General features: G+C 70.6%; 25 protein-coding genes and 1 riboswitch. Of the genes, 21 read left to right on the top strand and 4 right to left on the bottom strand.

Annotated elements, in window-relative coordinates:
* Positions 1–20 precede the first annotated feature (20 nt).
* The 11 genes from lepB (AB5L52_RS13055) to AB5L52_RS13005 all read left to right on the top strand — a co-directional run bounded on the left by lepB (AB5L52_RS13055) (position 21) and on the right by AB5L52_RS13005 (position 9,561).
* The gene (gene lepB, locus AB5L52_RS13055) at positions 21–725 is read left to right on the top strand and encodes a signal peptidase I (RefSeq protein ID WP_351024483.1); all 705 of its coding nucleotides are present in this window, start codon (positions 21–23) and stop codon (positions 723–725) included.
* Positions 718–1,809, top strand: a complete 1,092-nt coding sequence (gene lepB / locus AB5L52_RS13050; protein WP_351024486.1) for a signal peptidase I — start codon at positions 718–720, stop codon at positions 1,807–1,809. The genes lepB (AB5L52_RS13055) and lepB (AB5L52_RS13050) overlap by 8 nt, the downstream gene beginning before the upstream one ends.
* Positions 1,697–2,680 carry a signal peptidase I gene (gene lepB / locus AB5L52_RS13045; protein WP_369364117.1) on the top strand — a complete coding sequence of 328 codons (984 nt, stop codon included), beginning with the start codon at positions 1,697–1,699 and terminating at the stop codon, positions 2,678–2,680. The genes lepB (AB5L52_RS13050) and lepB (AB5L52_RS13045) overlap by 113 nt, the downstream gene beginning before the upstream one ends.
* 130 nt (positions 2,681–2,810) lie before the next feature.
* Positions 2,811–3,596 carry a signal peptidase I gene (lepB, locus tag AB5L52_RS13040; protein ID WP_351024491.1) on the top strand — a complete coding sequence of 262 codons (786 nt, stop codon included), beginning with the start codon at positions 2,811–2,813 and terminating at the stop codon, positions 3,594–3,596.
* Positions 3,586–4,110 carry an NUDIX hydrolase gene (locus AB5L52_RS13035; protein WP_351024494.1) on the top strand — a complete coding sequence of 175 codons (525 nt, stop codon included), beginning with the start codon at positions 3,586–3,588 and terminating at the stop codon, positions 4,108–4,110. Before lepB (AB5L52_RS13040) ends, AB5L52_RS13035 begins: the two co-directional genes overlap by 11 nt.
* Before the next feature lie 56 nt (positions 4,111–4,166).
* Entirely contained in the window at positions 4,167–4,475 is a 309-nt protein-coding gene (locus tag AB5L52_RS13030; protein WP_003965949.1) for a DUF2469 domain-containing protein, read from the top strand.
* Between the two features lie 123 nt (positions 4,476–4,598).
* Positions 4,599–4,994 carry a YraN family protein gene (locus tag AB5L52_RS13025; protein ID WP_351024496.1) on the top strand — a complete coding sequence of 132 codons (396 nt, stop codon included), beginning with the start codon at positions 4,599–4,601 and terminating at the stop codon, positions 4,992–4,994.
* Positions 4,995–6,620: a YifB family Mg chelatase-like AAA ATPase gene (locus AB5L52_RS13020; RefSeq protein WP_369364114.1), complete on the top strand. Its 1,626-nt coding sequence runs from the start codon at positions 4,995–4,997 to the stop codon at positions 6,618–6,620.
* The gene (gene dprA / locus AB5L52_RS13015; protein ID WP_351024501.1) at positions 6,617–7,777 is read left to right on the top strand and encodes a DNA-processing protein DprA; all 1,161 of its coding nucleotides are present in this window, start codon (positions 6,617–6,619) and stop codon (positions 7,775–7,777) included. The genes AB5L52_RS13020 and dprA overlap by 4 nt, the downstream gene beginning before the upstream one ends.
* Positions 7,778–8,098: 321 nt before the next feature.
* Positions 8,099–8,941 carry an RNA polymerase sigma factor WhiG gene (gene whiG, locus AB5L52_RS13010; protein WP_351024504.1) on the top strand — a complete coding sequence of 281 codons (843 nt, stop codon included), beginning with the start codon at positions 8,099–8,101 and terminating at the stop codon, positions 8,939–8,941.
* Between the two features lie 65 nt (positions 8,942–9,006).
* Positions 9,007–9,561, top strand: coding sequence for a helix-turn-helix domain-containing protein (locus tag AB5L52_RS13005; protein WP_351024728.1), 555 nt, complete (start codon positions 9,007–9,009; stop codon positions 9,559–9,561).
* A gap of 350 nt (positions 9,562–9,911) precedes the next feature.
* Here the strand turns inward: AB5L52_RS13005 and AB5L52_RS13000 are convergent, their stop codons facing one another.
* Positions 9,912–10,505, bottom strand: a complete 594-nt coding sequence (locus tag AB5L52_RS13000; RefSeq protein WP_369364112.1) for a M23 family metallopeptidase — start codon at positions 10,503–10,505, stop codon at positions 9,912–9,914.
* A 272-nt stretch (positions 10,506–10,777) separates the two neighbouring features.
* On the opposite strand from AB5L52_RS13000, the gene rpsB reads away from it, so the two are divergent.
* From rpsB to AB5L52_RS12975, 5 genes are all read left to right on the top strand, one after another.
* On the top strand, positions 10,778–11,668 hold the full coding sequence (gene rpsB, locus AB5L52_RS12995) for a 30S ribosomal protein S2 (protein WP_351024510.1): 891 nt from the start codon (positions 10,778–10,780) through the stop codon (positions 11,666–11,668).
* A 175-nt stretch (positions 11,669–11,843) separates the two neighbouring features.
* Positions 11,844–12,680 (top strand): translation elongation factor Ts, encoded by an 837-nt coding sequence (gene tsf / locus AB5L52_RS12990; RefSeq protein ID WP_351024513.1) that lies wholly within the window; start codon positions 11,844–11,846, stop codon positions 12,678–12,680.
* 227 nt (positions 12,681–12,907) lie between these two features.
* On the top strand, positions 12,908–13,666 hold the full coding sequence (gene pyrH / locus AB5L52_RS12985; protein WP_351024516.1) for a UMP kinase: 759 nt from the start codon (positions 12,908–12,910) through the stop codon (positions 13,664–13,666).
* 197 nt (positions 13,667–13,863) lie between these two features.
* Positions 13,864–14,421 (top strand): ribosome recycling factor, encoded by a 558-nt coding sequence (gene frr / locus AB5L52_RS12980; RefSeq protein ID WP_351024519.1) that lies wholly within the window; start codon positions 13,864–13,866, stop codon positions 14,419–14,421.
* Positions 14,421–15,578 carry a phosphatidate cytidylyltransferase gene (locus AB5L52_RS12975; RefSeq protein ID WP_351024522.1) on the top strand — a complete coding sequence of 386 codons (1,158 nt, stop codon included), beginning with the start codon at positions 14,421–14,423 and terminating at the stop codon, positions 15,576–15,578. Before frr ends, AB5L52_RS12975 begins: the two co-directional genes overlap by 1 nt.
* 99 nt (positions 15,579–15,677) lie before the next feature.
* On the opposite strand, the gene AB5L52_RS12970 is transcribed toward AB5L52_RS12975, so the two are convergent.
* Positions 15,678–16,343 (bottom strand): YceI family protein, encoded by a 666-nt coding sequence (locus tag AB5L52_RS12970; protein WP_351024524.1) that lies wholly within the window; start codon positions 16,341–16,343, stop codon positions 15,678–15,680.
* Between the two features lie 195 nt (positions 16,344–16,538).
* Between AB5L52_RS12970 and rlmN the strand changes: the two genes are divergently transcribed.
* The 5 genes from rlmN to AB5L52_RS12945 all read left to right on the top strand — a co-directional run bounded on the left by rlmN (position 16,539) and on the right by AB5L52_RS12945 (position 22,492).
* On the top strand, positions 16,539–17,645 hold the full coding sequence (gene rlmN, locus AB5L52_RS12965; RefSeq protein ID WP_351024528.1) for a 23S rRNA (adenine(2503)-C(2))-methyltransferase RlmN: 1,107 nt from the start codon (positions 16,539–16,541) through the stop codon (positions 17,643–17,645).
* A 54-nt stretch (positions 17,646–17,699) separates the two neighbouring features.
* Positions 17,700–17,808: riboswitch (TPP riboswitch) on the top strand.
* Between the two features lie 69 nt (positions 17,809–17,877).
* Positions 17,878–18,960: a thiamine ABC transporter substrate-binding protein gene (locus AB5L52_RS12960; protein WP_351024530.1), complete on the top strand. Its 1,083-nt coding sequence runs from the start codon at positions 17,878–17,880 to the stop codon at positions 18,958–18,960.
* A 56-nt stretch (positions 18,961–19,016) separates the two neighbouring features.
* Positions 19,017–20,618, top strand: a complete 1,602-nt coding sequence (locus tag AB5L52_RS12955) for an iron ABC transporter permease (RefSeq protein ID WP_351024531.1) — start codon at positions 19,017–19,019, stop codon at positions 20,616–20,618.
* Between the two features lie 29 nt (positions 20,619–20,647).
* Positions 20,648–21,670 (top strand): ABC transporter ATP-binding protein, encoded by a 1,023-nt coding sequence (locus AB5L52_RS12950; protein ID WP_369364108.1) that lies wholly within the window; start codon positions 20,648–20,650, stop codon positions 21,668–21,670.
* Between the two features lie 24 nt (positions 21,671–21,694).
* Positions 21,695–22,492, top strand: coding sequence for a maleylpyruvate isomerase family mycothiol-dependent enzyme (locus AB5L52_RS12945; RefSeq protein ID WP_369364107.1), 798 nt, complete (start codon positions 21,695–21,697; stop codon positions 22,490–22,492).
* A 120-nt stretch (positions 22,493–22,612) separates the two neighbouring features.
* Here AB5L52_RS12945 and AB5L52_RS12940 read toward each other — a convergent pair whose 3' ends face one another.
* Entirely contained in the window at positions 22,613–23,296 is a 684-nt protein-coding gene (locus AB5L52_RS12940; protein WP_351024540.1) for an LAETG motif-containing sortase-dependent surface protein, read from the bottom strand.
* A 190-nt stretch (positions 23,297–23,486) separates the two neighbouring features.
* Complete coding sequence (locus AB5L52_RS12935; protein WP_351024543.1) at positions 23,487–23,894, bottom strand: VOC family protein; 408 nt, start codon at positions 23,892–23,894, stop codon at positions 23,487–23,489.
* Positions 23,895–23,956 lie beyond the last annotated feature (62 nt).

Genomic DNA, 23,956 nt, shown 5'->3' with positions numbered 1-23,956 from the left:
CCGGATAGCATCTGGCTCCGATGGACACCGAAGCACAGCCGACGGAACGCGACCGCTCCTCCCACCCGGATTCCCCGGGGCCGGAGGAACGGTCGCGTTTCGCGTTGGTGACGCGGGTCGCCGACTGGCTGCCGGGCGGCCGGATCACTCTCACCCTCTTCGCCTGCCTGGCGTTTTTGCTGGTCCTCAACACGTTCGTGGTGCAGCCGTTCCAGATTCCGAGCGGATCCATGGAACAGGGTTTGAGGATCGGGGACCGCGTTCTCGTAAATAAGTTGGCGTACCGTTTCGGTGCTCAGCCGCGCCGCGGCGACGTGATCGTGTTCGACGGCAACGGGTATTTCGGGCACGCCGACTACGTCAAACGCGTGGTCGGGGTGGGGGGAGACCACGTGGTCTGCTGCGACAAGAAGGGAAGGATCGAGGTGAACGGCCGCGCGGTCGACGAGTCCGCGTTCCTCTATCCCGGGGACACCGCCTCCGGCGTGCCCTTCGACGTCGCCGTGCCGGACGGCCGTCTCTTCGTCCTCGGCGACCACCGCAGCGACTCCAGCGACTCCCGGGACCATCTCGGTTCCCCCGGCGGAGGCATGATCCCGGTCGGTGACGTCATCGGCCGCGCCGACTGGATCCTGTGGCCCTCCGGCCACTGGAGACACCTCACCCGGCCCTCCGCCTACGCGCGTGTGCCGCAGCCGCCGAGCGGGGCGGGTGCGCATGGGTAACCGCGGCAAACCGCGCGGGGTGCCCACCAGCCCCGCCGACAATCTGCTGCCCACCGGATCGCGCCGCGCCTCCGTGCCCGGCGGCGGCCGTACGCGGGCCGAGCGGCGCAAGCTCCAGCGCAAGGTCAAGCGCAAGCGCCGCCGTTCAGCCGTGCGGGAGATCCCCCTTCTGGTCGGTGTCGCCGTCCTGATAGCGCTGGTCCTGAAGACGTTTCTCGTCCAGGCGTTCGTGATCCCGTCCGGCTCGATGGAGCAGACGATCCGGATCGGCGACCGCGTCCTGGTCGACAAGCTCACCCCGTGGTTCGGTTCCAGGCCCGAGCGCGGGGACGTCGTCGTCTTCCACGACCCGGGCGGCTGGCTGGCCGACGAGCAGACGGCCAAGAAGCACGACCCGGTCGTCGTCAAGCAGCTCAAGGAAGGCCTCACCTTCATCGGCCTGCTGCCGTCCGACAACGAGAAAGACCTGATCAAGCGGGTCATCGGAGTCGGTGGCGACCACGTCAAGTGCTGTGACGCGCAAGGCCGGATCACCGTCAACGGCGTACCGCTCACCGAGGGCGGTTACATCTATCCGGGGGACGCCCCGTCCGCTCAGTCCTTCGACATCACCGTCCCCAAGGGCCGGCTGTGGGTGATGGGCGACCACCGCGGCAACTCCGCGGACTCCCGTTTCCACCAGAACACGGCCTACGGCGGCACGGTGTCCGAGCAGTCCGTCGTCGGCCGGGCCGTCGCCATCGGCTGGCCCATCGGCCACTGGACACGCCTGCAGGAACCTAAAACCTTCGCAAGCGTGGGTAACTCCGTGTCGGGTGCGACCGCCGGTCCCCAGGTGTCGCATAGGGTTGCCCCCGAGAATCCGAACGGACTGACCCAGCTCCCGACCCCTGCGGAACTCCCGCTCGTTATGGGAGTAGTGGGCCTGCACCGCATGCGGGGCAGGCAGCGGCACAGAGTAAGGAGTTGGCGTGGGGGATGTGGCGGTTGGCGCACGGTCGGGGCACGACGGCGAGGAGCACCGCGGACACCCCGTGGAAGCGAACGCCCCCGTGCCGGACGGCGCCATGACCTCAGGGAATGACCCGGCGGGCGGCCAGGACGGGCCCGGCGAGGAGCAGCGGCCGCCCGCCGGGGCCGCGGGTGCGGGCGAGCCGGCCGGCCGGCCGAAGAAGCAGCCGCGCTCCTTCTGGAAGGAGCTGCCGATCCTCGTCGTGATCGCGCTGGTCCTGGCGCTGCTGATCAAGACGTTCCTGGTGCAGGCGTTCTCCATCCCGTCCGCCTCGATGCAGAACACCCTCCAGGTGGGTGACCGCGTGCTGGTCGACAAGCTCACCCCGTGGTTCGGCTCCCAGCCCGAGCGCGGCGAGGTCGTGGTCTTCCACGACCCGGACGACTGGCTGGCGGGCGAGCCGGCGCCGACCCCGAACGCCGTGCAGCAGGTCCTCAGCTGGATCGGCCTGATGCCGTCCGCCAATGAGAAGGACCTGATCAAGCGTGTGATCGGCGTCGGCGGCGACACGGTCCAGTGCAAGGGCACCGGCCCGCTGCTGGTCAACAACAAGCCGCTGAACGAGCCGTACGTCTACCCCGGCAACACGCCGTGCACCGATGACGACCTGGGCGGCCAGTTCAAGGTGAAGGTCCCCAAGGGCTACATCTGGGTGATGGGCGACCACCGCCAGAACTCCCGCGACTCGCGCTACAACCAGTCCGACAAGCACCACGGCATGGTCCCGGTCGACGACGTCGTGGGCCGCGCGATCGTCAAGGCCTGGCCGATCACCCGCTGGGGCACCCTGCCGGTCCCGGACACCTTCGACCAGCCCGGACTATCCCAGCAGTCCTCGGCATCCGCCGCCCTGACGGTGGCCCCGGAGGGCGTGGCCTTCGCGGCGGTCCTGCCGGTGGCGGTGTGGCGGCGCCGCCGGGCGGTGAAGTCGCAGCGCGACTGACGATCCGAGCGGACGACACCCCGGGGCCCCGATCCAGCCGACCCAGCTGGCTCGGGGCCTCGTGTCCAGGTCTGCCGAGTCGGGCAGGTGGGTGGGCAAGCCCAGGTACCGCCGGGTAGGGTCCGGGGCCATGGGTGGCGAGAGCACGACGCGTACAGCCCCGCACAGCCGCGGGACAGGCACGGCACGGCCCGGCGGCAGCCGGCTCGGACAACGACTGTCCGGAGCGGCCGTGGCCCTGGGCCTGGTGCTGTTCCTCGGCGGATTCGCCTGGGCGGCGGTCAGCTACCGGCCGTTCACCGTGCCCACCGGCTCCATGACGCCCACGATCCACGCCGGCGACCGGGTGCTGGCGCAGAAGGTCGACGGCGCCGAGGTGCGCCGCGGTGACGTCGTCGTCTTCGAGGACAAGAGCTGGGTCACGGGCGCCAAGGTGGTCAAGCGCGTGGTCGCGGTCGGCGGCGACACCGTCTCCTGCTGCACAAACGGCAAGCTGACCGTCAACGGCAAGCAGATCGACGAGCCCTATCTGCCCAAGGGCAGCCTGGCCGAGAACCAGAACTTCCCGACGGTGACCGTCCCCAAGGGCCGTCTGTTCCTGCTCGGTGACGAGCGCCAGGGTTCCCTGGACTCCACGGCCCACCTCACCGACGCGGCCAAGGGCACGGTCTCCGGCGACGCCGTGACCGCCCGTGTGGACGCCGTCGTATGGCCCTGGACGGGCGCGCTCAAGCGCCCCACCGGCTTCGAGGCCCTCGGCGCCCTCTCGCAGCCCGGCCCGTTGGGCACGATCGAGCTGCTGATCGTCGCCGGCGCCGTCCTGGTCCTGGCAGGCGGTGCCTATGGTCCGATCGCGGGCCGCCTGGGCCGCTCCCGCGCCCGGGGCACCCGCCCGGAGGCGGCCGGTGTCCGCTGAGGCCACGCGGACCGGCGAGGAGGCGTACGAGGGGGGTCTGCGCAAGGTGGCCCGGGTGGTCCTCCTCGACCCCGAGGACCGCATCCTGCTGCTGCACGGCCATGAGCCCGACGATCCGGCCGACGACTGGTGGTTCACTCCGGGCGGCGGTCTGGAGGGCGCCGAGACACGCGAGGAGGCCGCGCTCAGGGAGCTGGCCGAGGAGACCGGCATCACCGACGTCGTACTGGGCCCGGTGCTGTGGCAGCGCAGGTGCTCGTTCCCGTTCGCGGGCCGCCGCTGGGACCAGGACGAGTGGTACTACCTGGCCCGTACGACGCAGACGGCCACCGCCGCCACGGGCCTTACGGAGCTGGAGCGACGCACTGTCGCCGGAGCGCGTTGGTGGACGTGTCAGGAACTGGCCCGGGCACGTGAGACGGTGTATCCGACCAGACTCGCCGGGCTGCTGCGCACACTGCTCGACGAAGGTCCCCCGGCCGGTCCTGTGACCCTTGACGCGGAAATCGTCTGAGGGGTCGGCGGACTGGCGCACAATGGTGGGATCGCACGGCTGAAGGGGAACATGCCATGAGCGCCGAGGACCTCGAGAAGTACGAGACCGAGATGGAGCTGAAGCTCTACCGGGAGTACCGAGACGTCGTCGGTCTGTTCAAATACGTGATCGAGACGGAGCGGCGCTTCTACCTCACCAACGACTACGAGATGCAGGTGCACTCGGTCCAGGGTGAGGTGTTCTTCGAGGTGTCGATGGCCGACGCCTGGGTCTGGGACATGTACCGGCCCGCCCGCTTCGTGAAGCAGGTCAGGGTCCTCACGTTCAAGGACGTGAACATCGAGGAGCTGAACAAGAGCGACCTGGAGCTGCCGGGCGGGTGAGACCCGGAGTTTCCCGGCCTGTGATCCGCTCTCGGCCCGTGATCCGCTCTCGCCCGTGCGGGTGACGAGGTTTTCCACAACCGCCGAGCCGTCCACCAAGATCAACAACTGAGGCCGGGATGCGTGACCGTTGGCGCCGGAGGTGGTGCCGGCATGAGCAACGCACGCAGTGCCCTCGGCAGGTACGGCGAGGATCTGGCCGCGCGGCGGCTGACCGAGGCCGGAATGGCGGTCCTGGAGCGCAATTGGCGTTCCGGCAGGACCGGTGAGATCGACATCGTGGCCAGGGACGGTGACGTCCTGGTCGTGTGCGAGGTGAAGACCCGCAGGGGAGGCTCCTTCGAGCATCCGATGGCCGCGGTGACCCCCGAGAAGGCGGCCCGGCTGCGCGAGCTGGCCGAGCGCTGGATCCAGACCCACGGAGGGGCCCCGCCGGGCGGCGTCCGCATCGACCTCGTCGGCGTCCTGCTGCCCCAGCGCGGCGCCCCGTCCGTCGAGCACGCGCGGGGGGTGGCCTGAATGGGCTTCGCCCGCACCTGCTCGGTGGCCCTCGTCGGCGTAGAGGGCGTAGTCGTGGAAGTCCAGGCCGACCTCGAACCCGGCGTCGCGGCCTTCACCCTCGTCGGCCTCCCGGACAAGAGCCTCACCGAGAGCCGCGACCGGGTACGGGCGGCGGTGGTGAACTCGGGCGGCGAGTGGCCGCAGAAGAAGCTCACCGTCGGACTCAGCCCGGCGTCGGTGCCCAAGGCCGGCTCCGGTTTCGACCTGGCCGTCGCCTGCGCGGTGCTCGGCGCCGCCGAACGCATCGATCCGCGCGTCCTCGCGGACATCGTCATGATCGGGGAGCTGGGCCTGGACGGCCGGGTCCGGCCGGTCCGTGGCATCCTGCCGGCCGTCCTCGCCGCGGCCGACGCCGGTTACGACCAGGTGGTCGTCCCCGAGTGCGCCGCCGCGGAGGCCTCGCTGGTCCCCGGCGTCTCGGTGCTCGGCGTGCGCAGTCTGCGGCAGCTCGTCGCGGTCCTCACCGACGAGCCCGTCCCCGAGGAGGAGCCGGACGAGCAGGGACGTCCCGACCCCCTCCTCGCCGGTCTGCGGATGCCCGGCACGGGTGCGGCCACCGGCATGCACAGCGTCGGCGCCACCCAGCACGACCACGATCACGACCTGGCGGACGTCGTCGGCCAGACCTCGGCCCGCACGGCCGTGGAGGTCGCCGCCGCCGGCGGACACCATCTCTTCCTCGAAGGGCCGCCCGGCGCGGGCAAGACCATGCTCGCCGAGCGGCTGCCCGCCGTCCTGCCCCGGCTGACCAGGGCGGAATCACTGGAGGTCACAGCGGTGCACTCGGTGGCCGGGCTGCTGCCGCCGGGCAAGCCGCTCATCGACGTCGCTCCCTACTGCGCCCCGCACCACTCGGCCACGATGCAGTCGCTCGTCGGCGGCGGCCCCGGCATCGCACGACCCGGTGCGGTCTCCCTGGCACATCGTGGCGTGCTGTTCCTGGACGAGGCTCCCGAGTTCCACAGCCAGACCCTGGACGCCCTGCGACAGCCGCTGGAGTCGGGGCACATCGTGATCGCGCGCAGCGCGGGTGTCGTCCGCTTCCCTGCCCGCTTCCTCATGGTCCTGGCGGCCAACCCCTGTCCCTGCGGACGCTTCTCGCAGCGCGACTCCCTGTGCGAATGCCCGCCGTCGGGGATCCGCCGCTACCAGTCCCGGCTCTCCGGCCCCCTGCTGGACCGGGTGGATCTGCGCGTCGAGGTCGACCCGGTCACCCGGGCCGAGCTCACCGAACCCGGTGCCCGGGGCGAGTCCACGGCGACCGTGGCAGGGCGGGTACGGCAGGCCCGCGAGCGCTCGGCGGCCCGCCTGGCCGGAACCCCGTGGCGCACCAACAGCGAGGTGCCGGGCCGGGAACTGCGCAGCCGCTACCAACCCGTGGCCAGCGCGATGGACGAGGCCGAGCGCAGCCTCGAACGGGGCGTGCTCACGGCCCGCGGCCTCGACCGGGTTCTGCGCGTCGCCTGGACGGTCGCCGACCTCGTCGGACACGACCGTCCGGACGGGACCGACGTGGCCCTGGCCCTGCAGCTGCGCACCGGAGTCCCGCGCGGGGTGCCGATGGCCATCGGGGCGCTGGCATGACCACGGGCGAGGAGCCCGGAGACGAGGTGCTCGGGCGGGTCTTTCTCGGCCGGGTCGTCGAGCCGGGGGACGAGGTCGGGGGGCGGTGGGTGCGGGAGTTCGGGGTGCGGGAGGTGGCGCGGCGGTTGCGGGAGGGGGTCGAGGCGTTGCCGGGGGTGAGTCCGGTGCGGTGGGGTGGGCTGGTCGCACGGGCTCGGCGGGCCGAGCCGGAGCGGGATCTCGCCGTGGCGCGGGCCGCCGGCGCCCGGTTCGTGGGGCCCCATGACGCGGAGTGGCCCCGGCAGCTCGACGATCTCGGCGACGCCCGGCCGATCGGGCTGTGGGTGCGCGGCCGGCCCAGTCTGCGGATGTGGGCGCTACGGTCCGTGGCCGTGGTGGGCGCCCGAGCCTGCACCGAGTACGGCACCCATGCCGCCGCCACCCTCGCCGCAGGGCTGGCCGAGCGCGGCTGGGTGGTGGTCTCGGGCGGCGCCTACGGCATCGACGGCGCCGCCCACCGAGGCGCCCTCGCCGCCCGCGGAGCCACCGTCGCGGTCCTGGCCTGCGGTGTCGACCGGCCCTACCCCCGCGGTCACACCGCGCTGATCGAAAGGATCGCGGAGCAGGGACTGGTGGTCGGCGAGCTTCCCCCGGGAGACCATCCGACGCCCAGCCGGTTCATCCTCCGCAACCGCGTCATCGCCGCCCTGACCAGGGGCACCGTCGTCGTGGAGGCCGCCTGCCGCAGCGGCTCGCTGGCCACCGCGCGGGCCGCGCAGCGCCTGGGCCGGTTCACCATGGGCGTCCCCGGCCCCGTCACCAGCGCACTCTCGGCCGGCGTGCACGAACTGCTGCGCGGCGAGGCCGCCCTGGTCACCGATGCCGCGGAGATCGTGGAGCTGGTGGGTGACATGGGCGAGCTGGCGCCGCCCCGGCACGGCCCCGTGCTCCCGCGCGACCTGCTGGAACCCGCCGCCCGCGCCGTCCTCGCCGCCCTGCCCGGCAACCGCGCGGCCTCCGTCGAGGAGATCGCGCTCGGCGCGCCGACCACGCGGGACGAGGCCATCGCGAGGCTGTACGAACTCCGAGCACTTGGTTACGTCGAACGACACGACGACGGCTGGAAGTTGACACGCCAGGCGGTGATGTCGGTCCGTACCGGTCGCGGTTCGTCCTGACCGAGCGTGTTCGGCCGTCCGGGGGAACCCCCGACGCCCTTGACGTTTCCCGGAGTTGGCCCTCCGGCCGATCACGCAGAGCGAGCCGCGCAACGGGCGCGTGAGGCCCGCCGGAGCGCCCCGCGCACGGGTGGAGCCGCACTGTTCGCACACCGCGACAGCTCAGTCACGCTACGCTCACAAAGGAGCCGACGCAGATCCAGCCAACTCGACACCAGACCGACAGCTCACCCAGGTAGCCCACTCCCCTCACCGAACCCCACCCCGACCCACTTCACAGCACTTCACGGCACTTCACGGCAGAACGGCACAAGGCGACGAATGCCCCAGCACACCTCCGGGTCCGACCGGGCGGCGATCCCCCCAGCCGCCCGCGACGGTGGCAGCGAGCGGCCGCCCGCTCCCTCGACGCTCGACGAGCTGTGGCGGTCGTACAAGGCGACGGGTGACGACCGGCTGCGGGAGCAGCTGATCCTGCACTACTCGCCGCTCGTGAAATACGTCGCGGGAAGGGTGAGCGTCGGGCTGCCGCCCAACGTGGAGCAGGCCGACTTCGTCTCCTCGGGTGTCTTCGGGCTGATCGACGCGATCGAGAAGTTCGACATCGACCGGGAGATCAAGTTCGAGACGTACGCGATCACCCGGATCCGGGGCGCGATGATCGACGAGCTGCGGGCGCTGGACTGGATCCCGCGGTCGGTACGGCAGAAGGCGCGGAACGTGGAGCGCGCCTACGCCACCCTGGAGGCCCGGCTGCGGCGCACTCCGCACGAGGGCGAGGTCGCGGCGGAGCTGGGTATGGAGGTCGATGAGCTCCATGCCGTGTTCAGCCAGCTGTCGCTGGCCAACGTGGTCGCGCTGGAGGAGCTGCTGCATGTCGGCAGCGAGGGCGGGGACCGGCTCAGCCTCATGGACACGCTGGAGGACACCGCCGCCGACAATCCGGTGGAGGTGGCCGAGGACCGGGAGCTGCGGAGGTTTCTCGCACGGGCCATCAACACGCTGCCCGAGCGGGAGAAGACCGTGGTCACGCTGTACTACTACGAGGGGCTCACCCTCGCCGAGATCGGCAATGTCCTCGGGGTCACCGAGAGCCGGGTCAGCCAGATCCACACCAAGTCGGTGCTGCAGCTGCGGGCCAAGCTGGCGAGCTTCGGGCGCTGAGTCCTCCCTTTCCGGGACGGGGTGTCCGTAAAGTGGTTGACGTGCCAAGGATTCGAGCGGCCTCCGTGGCCGAGCACCGGTCGATGCAGCGAGCCGCCCTGCTGGACGCGGCCCGGTCTTTGCTGTCCGAGGGCGGGACGGAGGCGCTGACCTTCCCGGCTCTCGCCGAGCGCACGGGGCTGGCGCGGTCGTCCGTGTACGAGTACTTCCGCTCCCGGGCCGCCGTGGTCGAGGAGTTGTGCGAGGTCGACTTCCCCGTGTGGGCGGCGGAGGTCGCGGCGGCGATGGAGCGGGCGGCGTCGGCCGAGGGCAAGGTCGAGGCGTATGTGCGACAGCAGCTGGCCCTGGTGGGGGACCGGCGGCACCGGGCGGTCGTCGCCATCTCCGCGAGTGAGCTGGATGCCGGGGCACGGGAGAAGATCCGGGCGGCGCACGGCGGGCTGGTCGCGATGATCGTCGAGGCGCTCGGGGAGATGGGGCATGCGCAGCCTCGGCTGGCGGCGATGCTGCTGCAGGGGGTCGTGGACGCGGCGGTGCGGAGGATCGAGCTGGGGGCGGAGGAGCCCGCGGCTGTGACCGAGGCTGCTGTGGGGATGGCGCTGCGCGGTGTGCGGGGCTGACCCCGGCCGCACCGGGCTCCGTCCCGGCGCTTGCCGCTGCCCTGTGCTGTGACGGGGCGGCGTGGGTTCGCTTGCCGGCGCCCGACGAGTGCCCGGTGCTGCCGTCGGGCGACGGACCGTTTCGCTTGCCCGCGCCGACGGGGGCGCCTCCCCCAGAGGGGGACCTCACCGGCGCGGCGCCTATCCGTGCCGCCTGGGATCCCCCAGAACCTCAAGGCGCTGGGGGAGGCACGACTGCCCGCAGCCAGCGCGGCCATGCCCGCAGCCAGACCGGCCATTGCCCCCAGCCGGGGCGGCGGCCCCATGACGGTCACCACCAGGTGGGCGCGGCCGCGCGCGCCTGCCCCCGGCTACTCCGGAATCGGTACCCCCAGCACCGGCAGCAGTCTCGACGGCCCTCTGTGCATGAGCCACGGCGGGAGCAGGGCCAAGGGGTCCAAGTAGGTCTCGCCCCGCAGCAGGCCCCAGTGCATGCAGGAGGTTGGGCAATGGGAACCCGTCGCCTCGACCGACCCCACCACATCGCCCGCTCCCACCTCGTCGCCCTTCTTCACCGACGGGGTCACCGGCTCATACGTCGTACGAAGGTCCGTCCCTTTCAGCTCCACCGAGACCACCCCCCTCCCCGCCACCCGCCCCGCGAAGGAGACCCGGCCCGGTGCGATCGCCCGTACCGGAGAACCGGCCGGGGCCGCCAGGTCCACACCGCGATGGCCGGGGTTGTACGGGGTCGGCGGGGGCTCCCAGCCGCGTAACACCAGGGGACGTGTACCTACCGGCCAGGTGCGGGCGATGGCCGGGACCGGGGCCTGTGGGGCCTGTGGGGCCGGTGCGGGGGGTGGGGGAGCGGGGGCGGCCCAGGCCCAGGGAGGCAGCACGGCCGCCAGTACCAGGCCGAGCAGCAGAGCCGCCGGCAGCAGGGCGTATCGGGTCAGTCGTCGCATGCCGCAACCGTCCCGCACTCCCGCCGATCACGGCCGGAGTCTGTGGACCGATCCCCGGTTGTGGACAGCGGCGTCACCCGGTGCCCCGGCGGTCCCGTACACTTCTTCTGGCGATCCGGGTCACCGGGTCGACTTCGCACGCCCCGACACCGAGTCGTCATTCGGCCGGTGTCAGCGCCTCTCGGTCCTCAGCGGCAAGGCGCGTCGCGGGCGTCAGGCGCGGGAGCCGTCCGGCATCCGCGGCACAACCGAGAACCAAGGAGAATACGGCCATGGCCGTCGTCACGATGCGGGAGCTGCTGGAGAGCGGCGTCCACTTCGGTCACCAGACCCGTCGCTGGAACCCGAAGATGAAGCGCTTCATCTTCACCGAGCGCAACGGCATCTACATCATCGACCTGCTCCAGTCGCTGTCGTACATCGACCGCGCCTACGAGTTCGTCAAGGAGACCGTCGCCCACGGCGGCACGGTCATGTTCGTCGGCACGAAGAAGCAGGCGCAGGAGGCCATCGCCGAGCAGGCCACCCGCGTCGGCATGCCCTACGTCAACCAGCGCTGGCTGGGCGGCATGCTCACCAACTTCTCGACCGTCTACAAGCGTCTGCAGCGCCTCAAGGAGCTCGAGCAGATCGACTTCGAGGACGTCGCCGCGTCCGGTCTGACCAAGAAGGAGCTTCTCGTGCTCTCGCGCGAGAAGGCCAAGCTGGAGAAGACCCTCGGCGGTATCCGCGAGATGCAGAAGGTGCCGAGCGCCGTCTGGATCGTGGACACCAAGAAGGAGCACATCGCGGTTGGCGAGGCCCGGAAGCTGAACATCCCGGTCGTCGCGATCCTCGACACCAACTGCGACCCCGACGAGGTCGACTACAAGATCCCGGGCAACGACGACGCGATCCGCTCCGTCACCCTGCTCACCCGTGTGATCGCCGACGCCGTCGCCGAGGGCCTCATCGCCCGTTCCGGCGTGGCCGCCGGTGAGAAGGGCGAGAAGGCCGCGGGCGAGCCGCTGGCCGAGTGGGAGCGCGACCTGCTCGAGGGTGAGAAGAAGGCGGACGAGGCTCCGGCCGCGGAAGCTGCGGAGGCTCCGGCCGCCGAGGCCGCTCCGGTCGAGGAGAAGGCCGCCGAGGGCGAAGAGAAGGCCGCCGAGGGCGAGCAGGCCTGACGCAGGCGTCGACAGCGGGGGCGGTACTGCATCCAACAGCGCCTTCGGCGCGGTGAAGTCCGCCCCCGTTGTTCACCCGTAGGTCGGTACGACGTATGCGGTCCTCGACTACATGTGGAACGCAAACCGTGCGGATCTGAAGATCTTCCAGACTTCGAGAAAGACTCACAGACTCATGGCGAACTACACCGCCGCCGACGTCAAGAAGCTCCGTGAGCTCACCGGCGCCGGCATGATGGACTGCAAGAAGGCGCTGGACGAGGCCGACGGCAACGTCGACAAGGCCGTCGAGGCGCTGCGCATCAAGGGCCAGAAGGGCGTCGCCAAGCGCGAGGGCCGCTCCGCCGAGAACGGCGCCGTGGTCTCCATCATCGCCGACGACAACTCCTCCGGCGTACTGGTCGAGCTGAAGTGCGAGACGGACTTCGTCGCCAAGGGCGAGAAGTTCCAGGCCGTGGCCAAGGCCATCGCCGAGCACGTCGCCAAGACCTCCCCGGCCGACCTCGAGGCCCTGCTCGCCTCCGAGATCGAGGCCGGCAAGACCGTCCAGGCGTTCGTGGACGAGGCCAACGCCAACCTCGGCGAGAAGATCGTCCTGGACCGCTTCGCGCAGTTCGCCGACGGCTACGTGCTCGCCTACATGCACCGCACCATGCCCGACCTGCCCCCGCAGATCGGTGTCCTGGTCGAGCTGGACAAGCCGAACGCCGAGGTCGCCAAGGGCGTCGCCCAGCACATCGCCGCCTTCGCGCCGAAGTACCTCTCCAAGGAGGACGTGCCGGCCGAGGTCGTCGAGGCCGAGCGTCGTATCGCCGAGGAGACGACCCGCGCCGAGGGCAAGCCCGAGGCCGCCCTGCCGAAGATCGTCGAGGGTCGGATCAACGGCTTCTTCAAGGACGCCACGCTGCTCGGCCAGCCCTACGCGCTGGACAACAAGAAGTCGGTCCAGAAGGTGCTGGACGAGGCCGGTGTCACCCTGAAGCGCTTCTCGCGCATCAAGGTCGGCATCTGAGTCCGTACCGCGATCGACTCGCGACCCACAAGGAGATCCCGGGACCATCCCCGGTGAAATCCCGATAGGGTCGTAAGCAGTCGTCCGCGTACACCGCCACACCCCGGCGTGCGGCGGACGGCAGCAGAACTGACGAGGAGGCCATTGCCGCGCATGGGAGCGAAAAGCGACCCCATCGGCAATGGCCTTCTTCGTATGTGCAACACGTGAAAGAGGCGGGATCTCCCATGACCACCAAGGCCCAGAAGAGCGACGACGGCAAAGTACGCGGCCGGTTTCTGCTGAAGCTGTCCGGAGAGGCCTTCTCCGGCGGCGGGGGCCTGGGCGTGGACCCGGACGTGGTGCACAAGATCGCCCGTGAGATCGCGGCCGTGGTCCGGGACGGCGCGCAGATCGCGGTCGTCATCGGCGGCGGCAACTTCTTCCGCGGCGCCGAGCTGCAGCAGCGCGGCATGGACCGGGCCCGCTCCGACTACATGGGCATGCTCGGCACCGTGATGAACTGCCTCGCCCTCCAGGACTTCCTGGAGAAGGAGGGCATCGACAGCCGGGTGCAGACCGCCATCACCATGGGCCAGGTCGCCGAGCCGTACATCCCGCTGCGCGCCGTGCGCCACCTGGAGAAGGGCCGCGTGGTCATCTTCGGTGCCGGTATGGGCATGCCGTACTTCTCCACCGACACCACCGCCGCCCAGCGCGCCCTGGAGATCGACGCCGAGGCACTGCTCATGGGCAAGAACGGCGTGGACGGGGTCTACGACTCCGACCCCAAGACCAACCCGGACGCGGTCAAGTTCGACGCCCTCGGCTACGGCGAGGTCATCACCCGCGACCTGAAGGTCGCCGACGCCACCGCCATCACGCTGTGCCGCGACAACAAACTCCCGATCCTCGTCTTCGAGCTGCTCGCGGAGGGCAATATCGCCCGCGCCGTCAAGGGTGAGAAGATCGGCACGCTGGTGGGTGACCAGGGCAGCCGGGACTGACCGGCAGGCCCCCGTCGCCCGGGGTGCGCCACCTGACCCGCCGCCCTTTCCGGGGGACGGGCGGGACGCGCCCTGGCCGGGGGATGGACAATGTCCTGCCGGTCCGGAACCGTGCAGGAAGAAGACGCGACGCAGCCGGCCGCCGCCCGACAGAGGAATCGCAGCCGGGCCTTACTCAAGACACGCAGGAGCAAGTGGTGATCGAAGAGACCCTCCTCGAGGCCGAGGAGAAGATGGAGAAGGCCGTCGTGGTCGCCAAGGAGGACTTCGCCGCGATCCGCACCGGCCGTGCGCACCCGGCGATGTTCAACAAGATCGTGGCCGACTACTACGGTGCGCTGACGCCGATCAACCAGCTGGCCTCGTTCTCCGTGCCGGAGCCGCGCATGGCGGTCGTGACGCCGTTCGACAAGAGCGCGCTGCGCAACATCGAGCAGGCGATCCGCGACTCCGACCTGGGTGTCAACCCCAGCAACGACGGCAACATCATCCGGGTGACGTTCCCCGAGCTCACCGAGGAGCGGCGCCGCGAGTACATCAAGGTCGCCAAGGGCAAGGCCGAGGACTCCCGGGTGTCCATCCGCTCCGTGCGCCGCAAGGCCAAGGACGCCTTCGACAAGGCGATCAAGGACGGCGACATCGGCGAGGACGAGGGCCGTCGTGCGGAGAAGGAGCTGGACGAGCTGACGGCGAAGTTCGTCGCTCAGGTGGATGAGCTCCTGAAGCACAAGGAAGCGGAGCTGCTCGAAGTCTGATGAGCGACTCTTCCTGGGGGGCGCCGCCACCGGCGGGGCAGGCCGGCTACTGGGGGCCCACCGAGGGTGGGCCTGTCCAGGGGGCTGCCCCGGCGGGTCCCGCGTACGATGCGCCTGTGGCCCAGCACACTCGCCCCATGCCCATCGTGCCCGACGAACCCGCGTACGGCCGAGACCAGGACGACGACCGGGGGGCCGCTCGGCCGAGTGGTCCCTTGTTCCAGGACGAGTTCCGCCCCGGGTCCCGCCCGGGGTCCGCGCGGACCCGGACCGTCCCGGCCGCGAACCAGAATCCGGAGCCCATGCCCGACGCCCACCAGCCGGCGCCAGTGCCGCAGAAGAAGAGCGCGGGCCGTGACCTGAGCGCGGCCATAGGGGTCGGGATCGGGCTCGGTGTGGTGATCATCGCCTCCCTCTTCATCGAGAAGGCCGTGTTCGTCGGCGTGATCGCGGTCGCCGTCGTCGTCGGCCTGTGGGAGCTGACCAGCCGGCTGCGGGAGCGCAAGGAGATCAGGGCGCCGCTGGTGCCGCTCGCGGTCGGCGGCGCGGCGATGGTGGTCGCCGGGTACGTCCGTGGCGCCGAGGGCGCCTGGGTCGCCATGGCCCTCACCGCCCTGGCCGCCCTGGTCTGGCGCATGACCGAGTCGCCGGAGGGCTATCTCAAGGACGTCACGGCGGGTGTCTTCGCGGCGTTCTACGTGCCGTTCCTGGCCACGTTCGTCGCGATGATGCTGACCGCGAAGGACGGCCCTTGGCGCGTCCTCACGTTTCTTTTGCTGACGGTCGTCAGCGACACCGGCGCGTACGCGGTCGGCTGGCGCTTCGGCAAGCACAAGCTCGCCCCGCGCATCAGTCCGGGCAAGACCCGCGAGGGCCTGCTGGGCGCGGTGCTGTTCGCGATGGTCGCGGGCGCGCTGTGCATGCAGTTCCTGATCCACCACGGCACCTGGTGGCAGGGCCTGTTGCTGGGCCTCGCGGTCGCGGCCAGCGCCACACTGGGCGACCTCGGCGAGTCCATGATCAAGCGCGACCTGGGCATCAAGGACATGGGCACCCTGCTCCCGGGCCATGGCGGCATCATGGACCGACTGGACTCACTCCTGCCGACGGCTCCGGTGGTGTGGCTTCTCCTGGTGATTTTCGTCGGCTCGGCCTGAGCCTGTGCCGCACGGCCTACGGGCCCTCGTCCTCGGTGGAGGGTGGGGGCCCGTTGTGATGCGGACAGAGTGATGCGGACGTAGTGATGCGGACGGACGTCAGACCGTGGGGGTGGCGCGGATCGCGGCGATGTCGAACTGGAGGCGGACCGTCTCGCTGACCATCGTCCCGCCCTGGGCCAGCCGGGCGTCGTAGGTCAGACCCCAGTCCAGGCGGTTGATGGTGGTCGTGCCGTCGAAGCCGGCCCGCTCGTCACCGAAGGCGTCGGTCACATGACCGATGTAGGTGAGCTCCAGCTCCACGGGGCGGGTGGTGTCCTTGATGGTGAGATCGCCGGTCATCCGGTAGACGTCCTTGCCCGTGAGCCGCACGGCCGTGCTCGTGAACGTCATCCGCGGATGGGCCGCGGCGTCCAGGAACTGCCGGCCGACCAGATGGGCGTCGCGCTGCTCGACGCCGGTGTCGACGCTGGCGGTGTACAACACGAGATCGGCCCGGGAGCGGGCCGGATCACGGCCGTCGAAGTGCAGGCGGCTCTCGTACTGCGTGAAGGCGCCGCGCACCGTCGTCACCATCGCGTGCCGCACCGAGAACCCGATCCTGCTGTGCGCGGGATCGATCAGCCAATCGCCGGTGAGGTCCGCCAGTTCGGGGTCGGGCAGGACGGCGGTGGCACGGGCACTGGCCACCGGAGCGGCGGTCGCCACGGCAGCGGCGGACGGCTGCGCGCGCCGGTGGAAGGAGTTGCGGCCGAATAGGTTCATGGCTCATGTGGTTACGTCAGCGCCCGGAGCGGGACAAGCCCCGACCAGGAAACCCGACCGTTCGTCAGCAGAACTTCACAGTCCGCCCGGCCCGTGCCCGCGCACCCCGCCGGCGAGCCCGGCCATGCACATGCCGAGGGCGGGAAAACGCTACCGCGAGGGTCACCCGATTCGATCTGAGACACTGGTACAGCCATGCCTAAGCCCGGAGAACTCACTTTCGTCGCCCCGCGCGGAGCCAAGAAGCCGCCGCGGCACCTCGCCGATCTTTCGCCCGCCGAGCGCAAGGACGCGGTGGCCGAGATCGGGGAGAAGCCGTTCCGCGCCAAGCAGCTCTCGCAGCACTACTTCGCGCGGTACGCGCACGACCCGGAGCAGTGGACCGACATCCCCGCCGGGTCGCGCGGGAAGTTGCAGGAAGCGCTGTTCCCGGAGCTGATGACCGTCGTACGGCATCTGTCGACCGACGAGGGGACCACCCGCAAGACTCTGTGGCGGCTGTTCGACGGCACGCTCGTCGAGTCGGTGCTGATGCGGTACCCGGACCGGGTCACCATGTGCATCAGCTCGCAGGCGGGCTGCGGCATGAACTGTCCGTTCTGTGCCACCGGGCAGGCGGGTCTGGACCGGAATCTGTCCACCGCCGAGATCGTCCACCAGATCGTGGACGGCATGCGGGCGCTGCGGGACGGCGAGGTGCCCGGCGGGCCCGCGCGGCTGTCCAACATCGTCTTCATGGGCATGGGTGAGCCGCTCGCCAACTACAACCGGGTCGTGGGTGCGATCCGGGCCCTCACCGACCCCGCACCCGACGGCCTCGGGCTCTCGCAGCGCGGGATCACCGTCTCGACCGTCGGGCTGGTGCCGGCCATCCACCGGTTCGCCGACGAGGGTTTCAAGTGCCGGCTCGCGATCTCCCTGCACGCCCCCGACGACGAGCTGCGCGACACCCTCGTCCCCGTGAACACGCGGTGGAAGGTGCGCGAGGTGCTGGACGCCGGGTTCGAGTACGTCGAGAGGAGCGGGCGCAGGCTGTCCATCGAGTACGCGCTCATCCGCGACATCAACGACCAGGCCTGGCGCGGTGACCGGCTCGGCCGGCTGCTCAAGGGCAAGCCCGTGCACGTCAACCTCATCCCGCTCAACCCGACGCCGGGTTCGAAGTGGACCGCTTCCCGGCCCGAGGACGAGAAGGCCTTCGTCGAGGCGATCGCCGCCCATGGTGTGCCCGTCACGATCAGGGACACCCGGGGGCAGGAGATCGACGGAGCCTGTGGTCAGCTCGCGGCCACCGAGCGGTAATCTGGCCGGCGGCACTCATATCTTCATATCGACATCTGCATATCGGACACCTTCATATTCCGACAGGGGAGCGCCACAGCGCTGAGAGTGCGGCGGACAGGGCCGCAGACCCTCTGAACCTCGCCCAGGTCATTCTGGGTAGGAAGTTCGGTCATCACTCAAGCTGTTGCGCCCTGCCCGGACCTCCGGGCAGGGCCGCGTTCTTCCTGGCCAACCCCCAGGAGAACATCCAGTGCACAACAAGACCTTCGTGGCCGTGGCGGCCGGCCTCGGCCTGATCACGCTGTCCGCCCTGACCGGGTGTGGATCGACAGCCACCAAGTCGTCCTCGGACTCCAAGACCGTCACCCTCGTCAGCCACGACTCGTGGGCCGTCTCCAAGAGCGTGCTGGGCGACTTCGAGAAGCAGTCCGGATACAAGGTCCACGTCCTCAAGGACGGCGACGCCGGGCAGGCCGTCAACAAGGCGCTCCTGACCAAGGACAACCCGCAGGGCGACGTCTTCTTCGGCGTCGACAACACCCTGCTCTCCCGCGCCCTCGCGGGCGGCCTCTTCCAGCCGTACCAGGCCAAAGGCCTCGCCAAGGTCGGCGCCGCCTACCAGCTCGACCAGGACAAGCACCGGGTCACGCCGGTCGACTACGGCGACATCTGCGTCAACTACGACAAGGCCTACTTCAGCGAGCACAAGCTGACCCCGCCGCAGTCCTTCGCCGACCTGGCCAAGCCCGAGTACAAGAACCTCCTGGTCACCGAGAACGCCGCGACCTCCTCGCCCGGCCTCGGCTTCCTGCTGGGCAGCGCCGCACAGTTCGGTGACAACGGCTGGCAGGACTACTGGAAGAAGCTCAAGGCCAACGGCGTCAAGGTCGTCGACGGCTGGGAGCAGGCCTACTACCAGGAGTTCTCCGGTTCGTCGGAGGGGAAGAAGGCGGGCGGTGACCGGCCGCTCGTCGTGTCGTACGCCTCCTCCCCGCCCGCCGAGGTGATCTACGCCAAGAAGCGGCCCAGCACCGCCCCGACCGGCGTGGCGAGCGGCACCTGCTTCCGGCAGATCGAGTTCGCCGGACTGCTGAGCAACGCCAGGAACCCCAAGGGTGCCCAGGCGTTCATCGACTTCCTGGTCTCCAAGGAGTTCCAGGAGGACATGCCGCTGAACATGTACGTCTACCCGGTGCTGGACGGCGCGAAGGTGCCCGCCGAGTTCACCGAGTACGGCCCGGCCGCCCAGCACCCCGAGACCATGGCTCCCGGCAAGATCACCGCCAACCGTGACCAGTGGGTCAAGTCGTGGACCTCGCTCGTACTGAAGTAGCTGAAGCAGCTGAAGCAGCCGGACCCCGGCGGGGGAACGCGGCGCGGCTCGGCCTGATGGCCCTGCCCGTCGCGTTCTTCGCCGTGTTCTTCGCCTGGCCCGTGGCCGCGATCGTCGCGCGCGGCCTGAAGGCGGACGGCGCCTGGCAGTTCGGGCGGATCACGGACGTGGTCACGCAGCCGGACATCCGGCACGTGCTGTGGTTCACCATCTGGCAGGCGCTCGCCTCCACCGCGCTCACCCTGCTCCTCGCGCTGCCCGCGGCCTATGTCTTCGCCCGGCTCGACTTCCCCGGCAAGCGGCTGCTGCGGGCCGTCGTCACCGTGCCGTTCGTGCTGCCGACCGTCGTCGTCGGCACGGCCTTCCTGGCCCTGGTCGGCCGGGGCGGCCTGCTGGACGACCTGTGGGGCGTACGGCTGGACACCACGGTGTGGGCGATCCTGCTGGCACACGTCTTCTTCAACTATGCGGTCGTCGTCCGGACGGTCGGCGGGCTGTGGGCCCAGCTCGACCCCCGCCAGGAGGAGGCCGCCCGGATGCTGGGCGCCTCGCCGCTCGGCGCCTGGCGGAAGGTGACCCTGCCGGCCCTGGCGCCCGCCGTGGCCGCCGCCGCGCTGATGGTGTTCCTGTTCACCTTCACCTCCTTCGGCGTCGTCCAGATCCTCGGCGGCCCCACCTTCTCCACGCTCGAAGTGGAGATCTACCGGCAGACCTCCGAGATCTTCGACCTCTCCACGGCCGCTGTCCTCACCCTCGTCCAGTTCGTGGCCGTCGGCGCGATCCTCGCCGTGCACGCCTGGACGGTACGGCGCCGGGAGACCGCCCTGCGGCTGGTGGACGCCGAGATCACCGCTCGGCGGCCGCGTGGCGCGGGCCAGTGGACCCTGCTCGCCGCCGTCCTCGTCACCATCGCGCTGCTCCTCGCCCTGCCGCTCGCCGTCCTCGTCCGCCGCTCCCTCGACGCACCCGGCCTCGGCTACTACCGCGCACTGACGAACGCCGACGGCGGTACGTTCCTGGTGGCGCCCGTGCACGCGGTGTGGACCTCACTGCAGTACGCCGGCGCCGCCACCGCCATCGCCGTGGTGATCGGAGGTCTCGCCGCCGCCGCGCTGGCCCGCCGGGACGCCGGTCGGCTGGTGCGGGGCTTCGACGCGCTGCTGATGCTGCCGCTCGGCGTGTCCGCCGTGACCGTCGGCTTCGGCTTCCTGATCGCGCTCGACAAGCCGCCCCTGGACCTCAGACAGTCCTGGATCCTCGTCCCGCTCGCGCAGGCGCTGGTGGGCGCCCCCTTCGTCGTACGGACCATGCTGCCCGTGCTGCGTGCCGTCGACGGACGGCTGCGCGAGGCGGCGGCCGTGCTCGGGGCCTCGCCGTGGCGGGTGTGGCGGGAGGTGGATCTGCCGCTGGTGCGGCGGGCGTTGCTGGTCGCGGCCGGGTTCGCGTTCGCCGTCTCGCTCGGCGAGTTCGGGGCGACCGTGTTCATCGCCCGGCCCGACAACCCGACGCTCCCGGTCGCCGTGGCCCGGCTGCTCAGCCGCCCCGGCGACCTCAACTACGGCCAGGCGATGGCCCTTTCGACCCTTCTGATGGTGGTGTGCGCCGCCGCGCTGCTGATCCTGGAGCGGCTGCGCACCGACCGGACCGGGGAGTTCTAGATGCCGAAGAAGCCGACGGGGGAGTCCTGATGCTGCTCAGCCTCGCTGCCGCGACCGTCCGCTTCGGCGGGCGGGCCGTGCTCGACGCGGTCGACCTCGACGTCGCCGAGCACGAGGTGGTGTGCGTCCTCGGGCCCAGCGGCAGCGGGAAGTCCACCCTGCTGCGGGCGGTCGCCGGGCTCCAGCCCCTGTCCGGCGGCCGGGTCGTGCTCGACGGCCGTGACCAGACGGGCGTGCCCGCGCACAAGCGGGGCGTCGGCCTGATGTTCCAGGACCACCAGCTCTTCCCGCAGCGGGACGTCGGCGCGAACGTGGCGTTCGGGCCGCGCATGCAGGGCGCCACCAAGGGCGAACGGGACACGCAGGTCGGGCAGTTGCTGGAACTGGTCGGACTGCCCGGTGCCGCCCGTCGGGCCGTGGCCTCCCTGTCCGGCGGCGAGCAGCAGCGCGTGGCCCTCGCCCGCGCGCTCGCGCCGAAGCCCCGGCTGCTGATGCTGGACGAGCCGCTGGGCCAGCTCGACCGCTCGCTCAGGGAGCGACTGGTGGTCGAACTGCGCGAGCTGTTCGGCCGGTTGGGGACGACCGTGCTCGCCGTGACCCACGACCAGGGGGAGGCGTTCGCGCTGGCCGACCGGGTGGTGGTGATGCGGGACGGGCGGATCGCACAGTCCGGTACGCCGCTTCAGGTGTGGCAGCGGCCCGCCGACGCCTTCGTGGCCCGCTTCCTCGGCTTCGACAACGTGGTCGAGGCGACCGTCGCCGGTACGGCCGCCGTCAGCCCCTGGGGCAAGCTGCCGGTGCCCGACGGCTCCCCGCAGGGCGCGCGCACGCTGCTGGTCCGGCCCGCCGGGGTACGGCTCGTGGCGGCCGATGCCGGCCTGCCCTGCACGGTGACCGCCCGCACCTTCAAGGGCACCCATGTGGCCGTCCACCTCCAGCCCGGCGACGGCGGTCCGCGCCTGGAGGCGGCCTGTGCGTTGCGGGACGCGCCGGAGGTCCAGGACGCGGTCGGCGTGGAGTTCGACACGGCCGAGATCGTCGTGCTGCACTGATCATCCGACCCCTAGGCTGGGGGCATGACTTTGCTCGCGCATGACCGTTACTGCGATGAAATCACCCACCAGGTCGAGCAGTTGAGGGCCGTGGTGACCTCCGGCGCCGACCTCTCCGCGACCGTGCCGACCTGCCCGGACTGGTCGCTGGAGGATCTCGTACGGCATATGGGTGGCGCCCTGCGCTGGGTCGACGCCCTGGTGCGGAGCCGTGCGCAGGAGAACATCCCGCCCGAGCGGATCCCGCTGGCCAAGGGGCCGGAGAAGCGGGGCGACGCGGCGGCCCTGGACCATTGGCTCGCGGAGACCGGGGACCTGGTCGTCGGCGCGCTGCGCGAGGCCGGGCCGGACACCGAGGTGTGGACCTTTGCCGGATCGGCGAACGTGGGGTTCTGGGCGCGCCGGATGACCCACGAGATCACCGTGCACCGCGCCGACGCCACGCTCGCGGCCGGGCTGCCGTACGAGGTCGCGCCGGACGTCGCCGCGGACGCGCTGGACGAGTGGCTCCAGCTCGTGGAGTGGGTGCAGCGGAACCTGCCGAAGGACCCGGCGCGGGACCTGAGCCGACCGGGCGGCTCCATCCATCTGCACGCCACCGACACCGACCCCGAACTGAACGCCGAGTGGCTGGTTGAGCTGGGCGAGGAGGCGATCAGCTGGCGGCGCGGGCACGAGAAGGCCACGGTCGCCCTGCGCGGCCCGCTCACCTCCGTGCTGCTCGCCTTCTACCAGAGGCTGCCCCTGGACACACCCGGGCTGGAGATCCTCGGCGAGCGCGAGCTGCTGGAGTTCTGGGTGGACCGGGCGAAGTTCGGCTGAGCCGGGCCCCGCACACCGAGCCCCGTACAGCCGTATGCGGGCATACGGCCGCGGCCCGTCCCCTGGGGATAGGGGGACGGGCCGCGGTGTGTAGCGGAGCTGCTCTCCGAGGGCGGGGCGTCAGCCGTTGCCGCGGGTCCCACGACGGCGCATGCCGAAGAAGACCGCGCCGCCGCCGACGACGACCAGCGCGCCTGCGACGCCGGCGATCAGACCGGTGTTGGAGCTGGCGCCGGTCTCGGCGAGGTTCGAGCTGCCGGCCGCCGGGGACGGCGCGTTGCTCGGCGCGGCGCTCGCCGGGGCGGAGCTGGAGGCCGACGGAGTCGGGGTCGCCGACCCGGCCGGGCTGGACGTCGACGGTGACGGCTTCGGGGAGGCCGGCGTGGTCGGGGTGGGGCTCTCGCTCGTGCAGGCGGTGGCCGGGGTCGTCAGGCCGCCCGCGATGTCCTTGTCGACGTACGGGCCGGCCGTGACGTGGACGCGGTACGTCGCGTTCGCCTTCCACTTCTCCGAGAAGGTGACCGAGGCGCCCAGGACGGAGCCCTTGACCTGCTGCTCGCCGATCTGCTTCTCGACCCCGCCGTTGTTCGTGCGGAACACGGTGATGGTGGCGGGGGTACCGGAGGCGTCGGTGTCGGTGACGACGATGACGCCCTGGTCGCCGTTGCACTTGGCTTCGGCCTTGAACTCACTGATGTCGCACGCGAACGCGGAGCTGGACAGACCCAGCACCACCGCGGCCGAGGCGGAGGCAACTCCCAGAATGCGTACGGAACGGCGTACGCTGCGGCGGGTTATGGACACGTTTGTCCTTTGCATAGTGCATAACTGCGGGGGGTTTGAGGGGGGTTGGGGCGACAGATGAGGTGAGGCCCCAACTTCCCCAGGAGGCTCACAGGTTTATAAGCGCTCCGTAAGCAGTGTCAATGCATATGCCGCCACTGGCAGTTGGCTTTACCTGCTTATTAAGCAGGGGGACGTTTGAGGGAGCCGGTCAGCCCTGGATCGCGGCCGGATCCATCCACATGACCTCCCAGGTGTGGCCGTCGAGGTCGTCGAAGGCGCGGCCGTACATGAAGCCGTGGTCCTGGGTCCGGCCGGTGGCCTTGCCGCCCGCCGCGATCGCCTTGTCGACCAGCTCGTCCACCTTCTCGCGGCTCTCGGCGCTCAGACAGACGAGCACCTCGCTCGTCGTGGTGGCGTCGGCGATCTCCTTCTGGGTGAAGGTCGCGTAGAACGGCTTGGTGAGCAGCATCGCGACGATGGTGTCGCTGATCACCACGGAGGCGGCGTTCTCGTTGCTGAACTGCGGGTTGATGGTGTAGCCGAGTTCCGTGAAGAACTTCTTCGAGGCGTCGAGGTCGTTCACGGGCAGGTTCACGAAGATCATCTGCTGGTACATGAGGGTTTCTCCCGTGGTGAGTTCGTGCTGGAGCCAGTGTGTTCGGTGGGTAGACCGGGGGT

It is taken from the genome of Streptomyces sp. CG4 (assembly GCF_041080655.1).
Classification (GTDB): Bacteria; Actinomycetota; Actinomycetes; order Streptomycetales; family Streptomycetaceae; genus Streptomyces.
The sequence above is the reverse complement of the archived record's forward strand: the minus strand, read 5'-3'. Positions and strand labels throughout refer to the sequence as shown.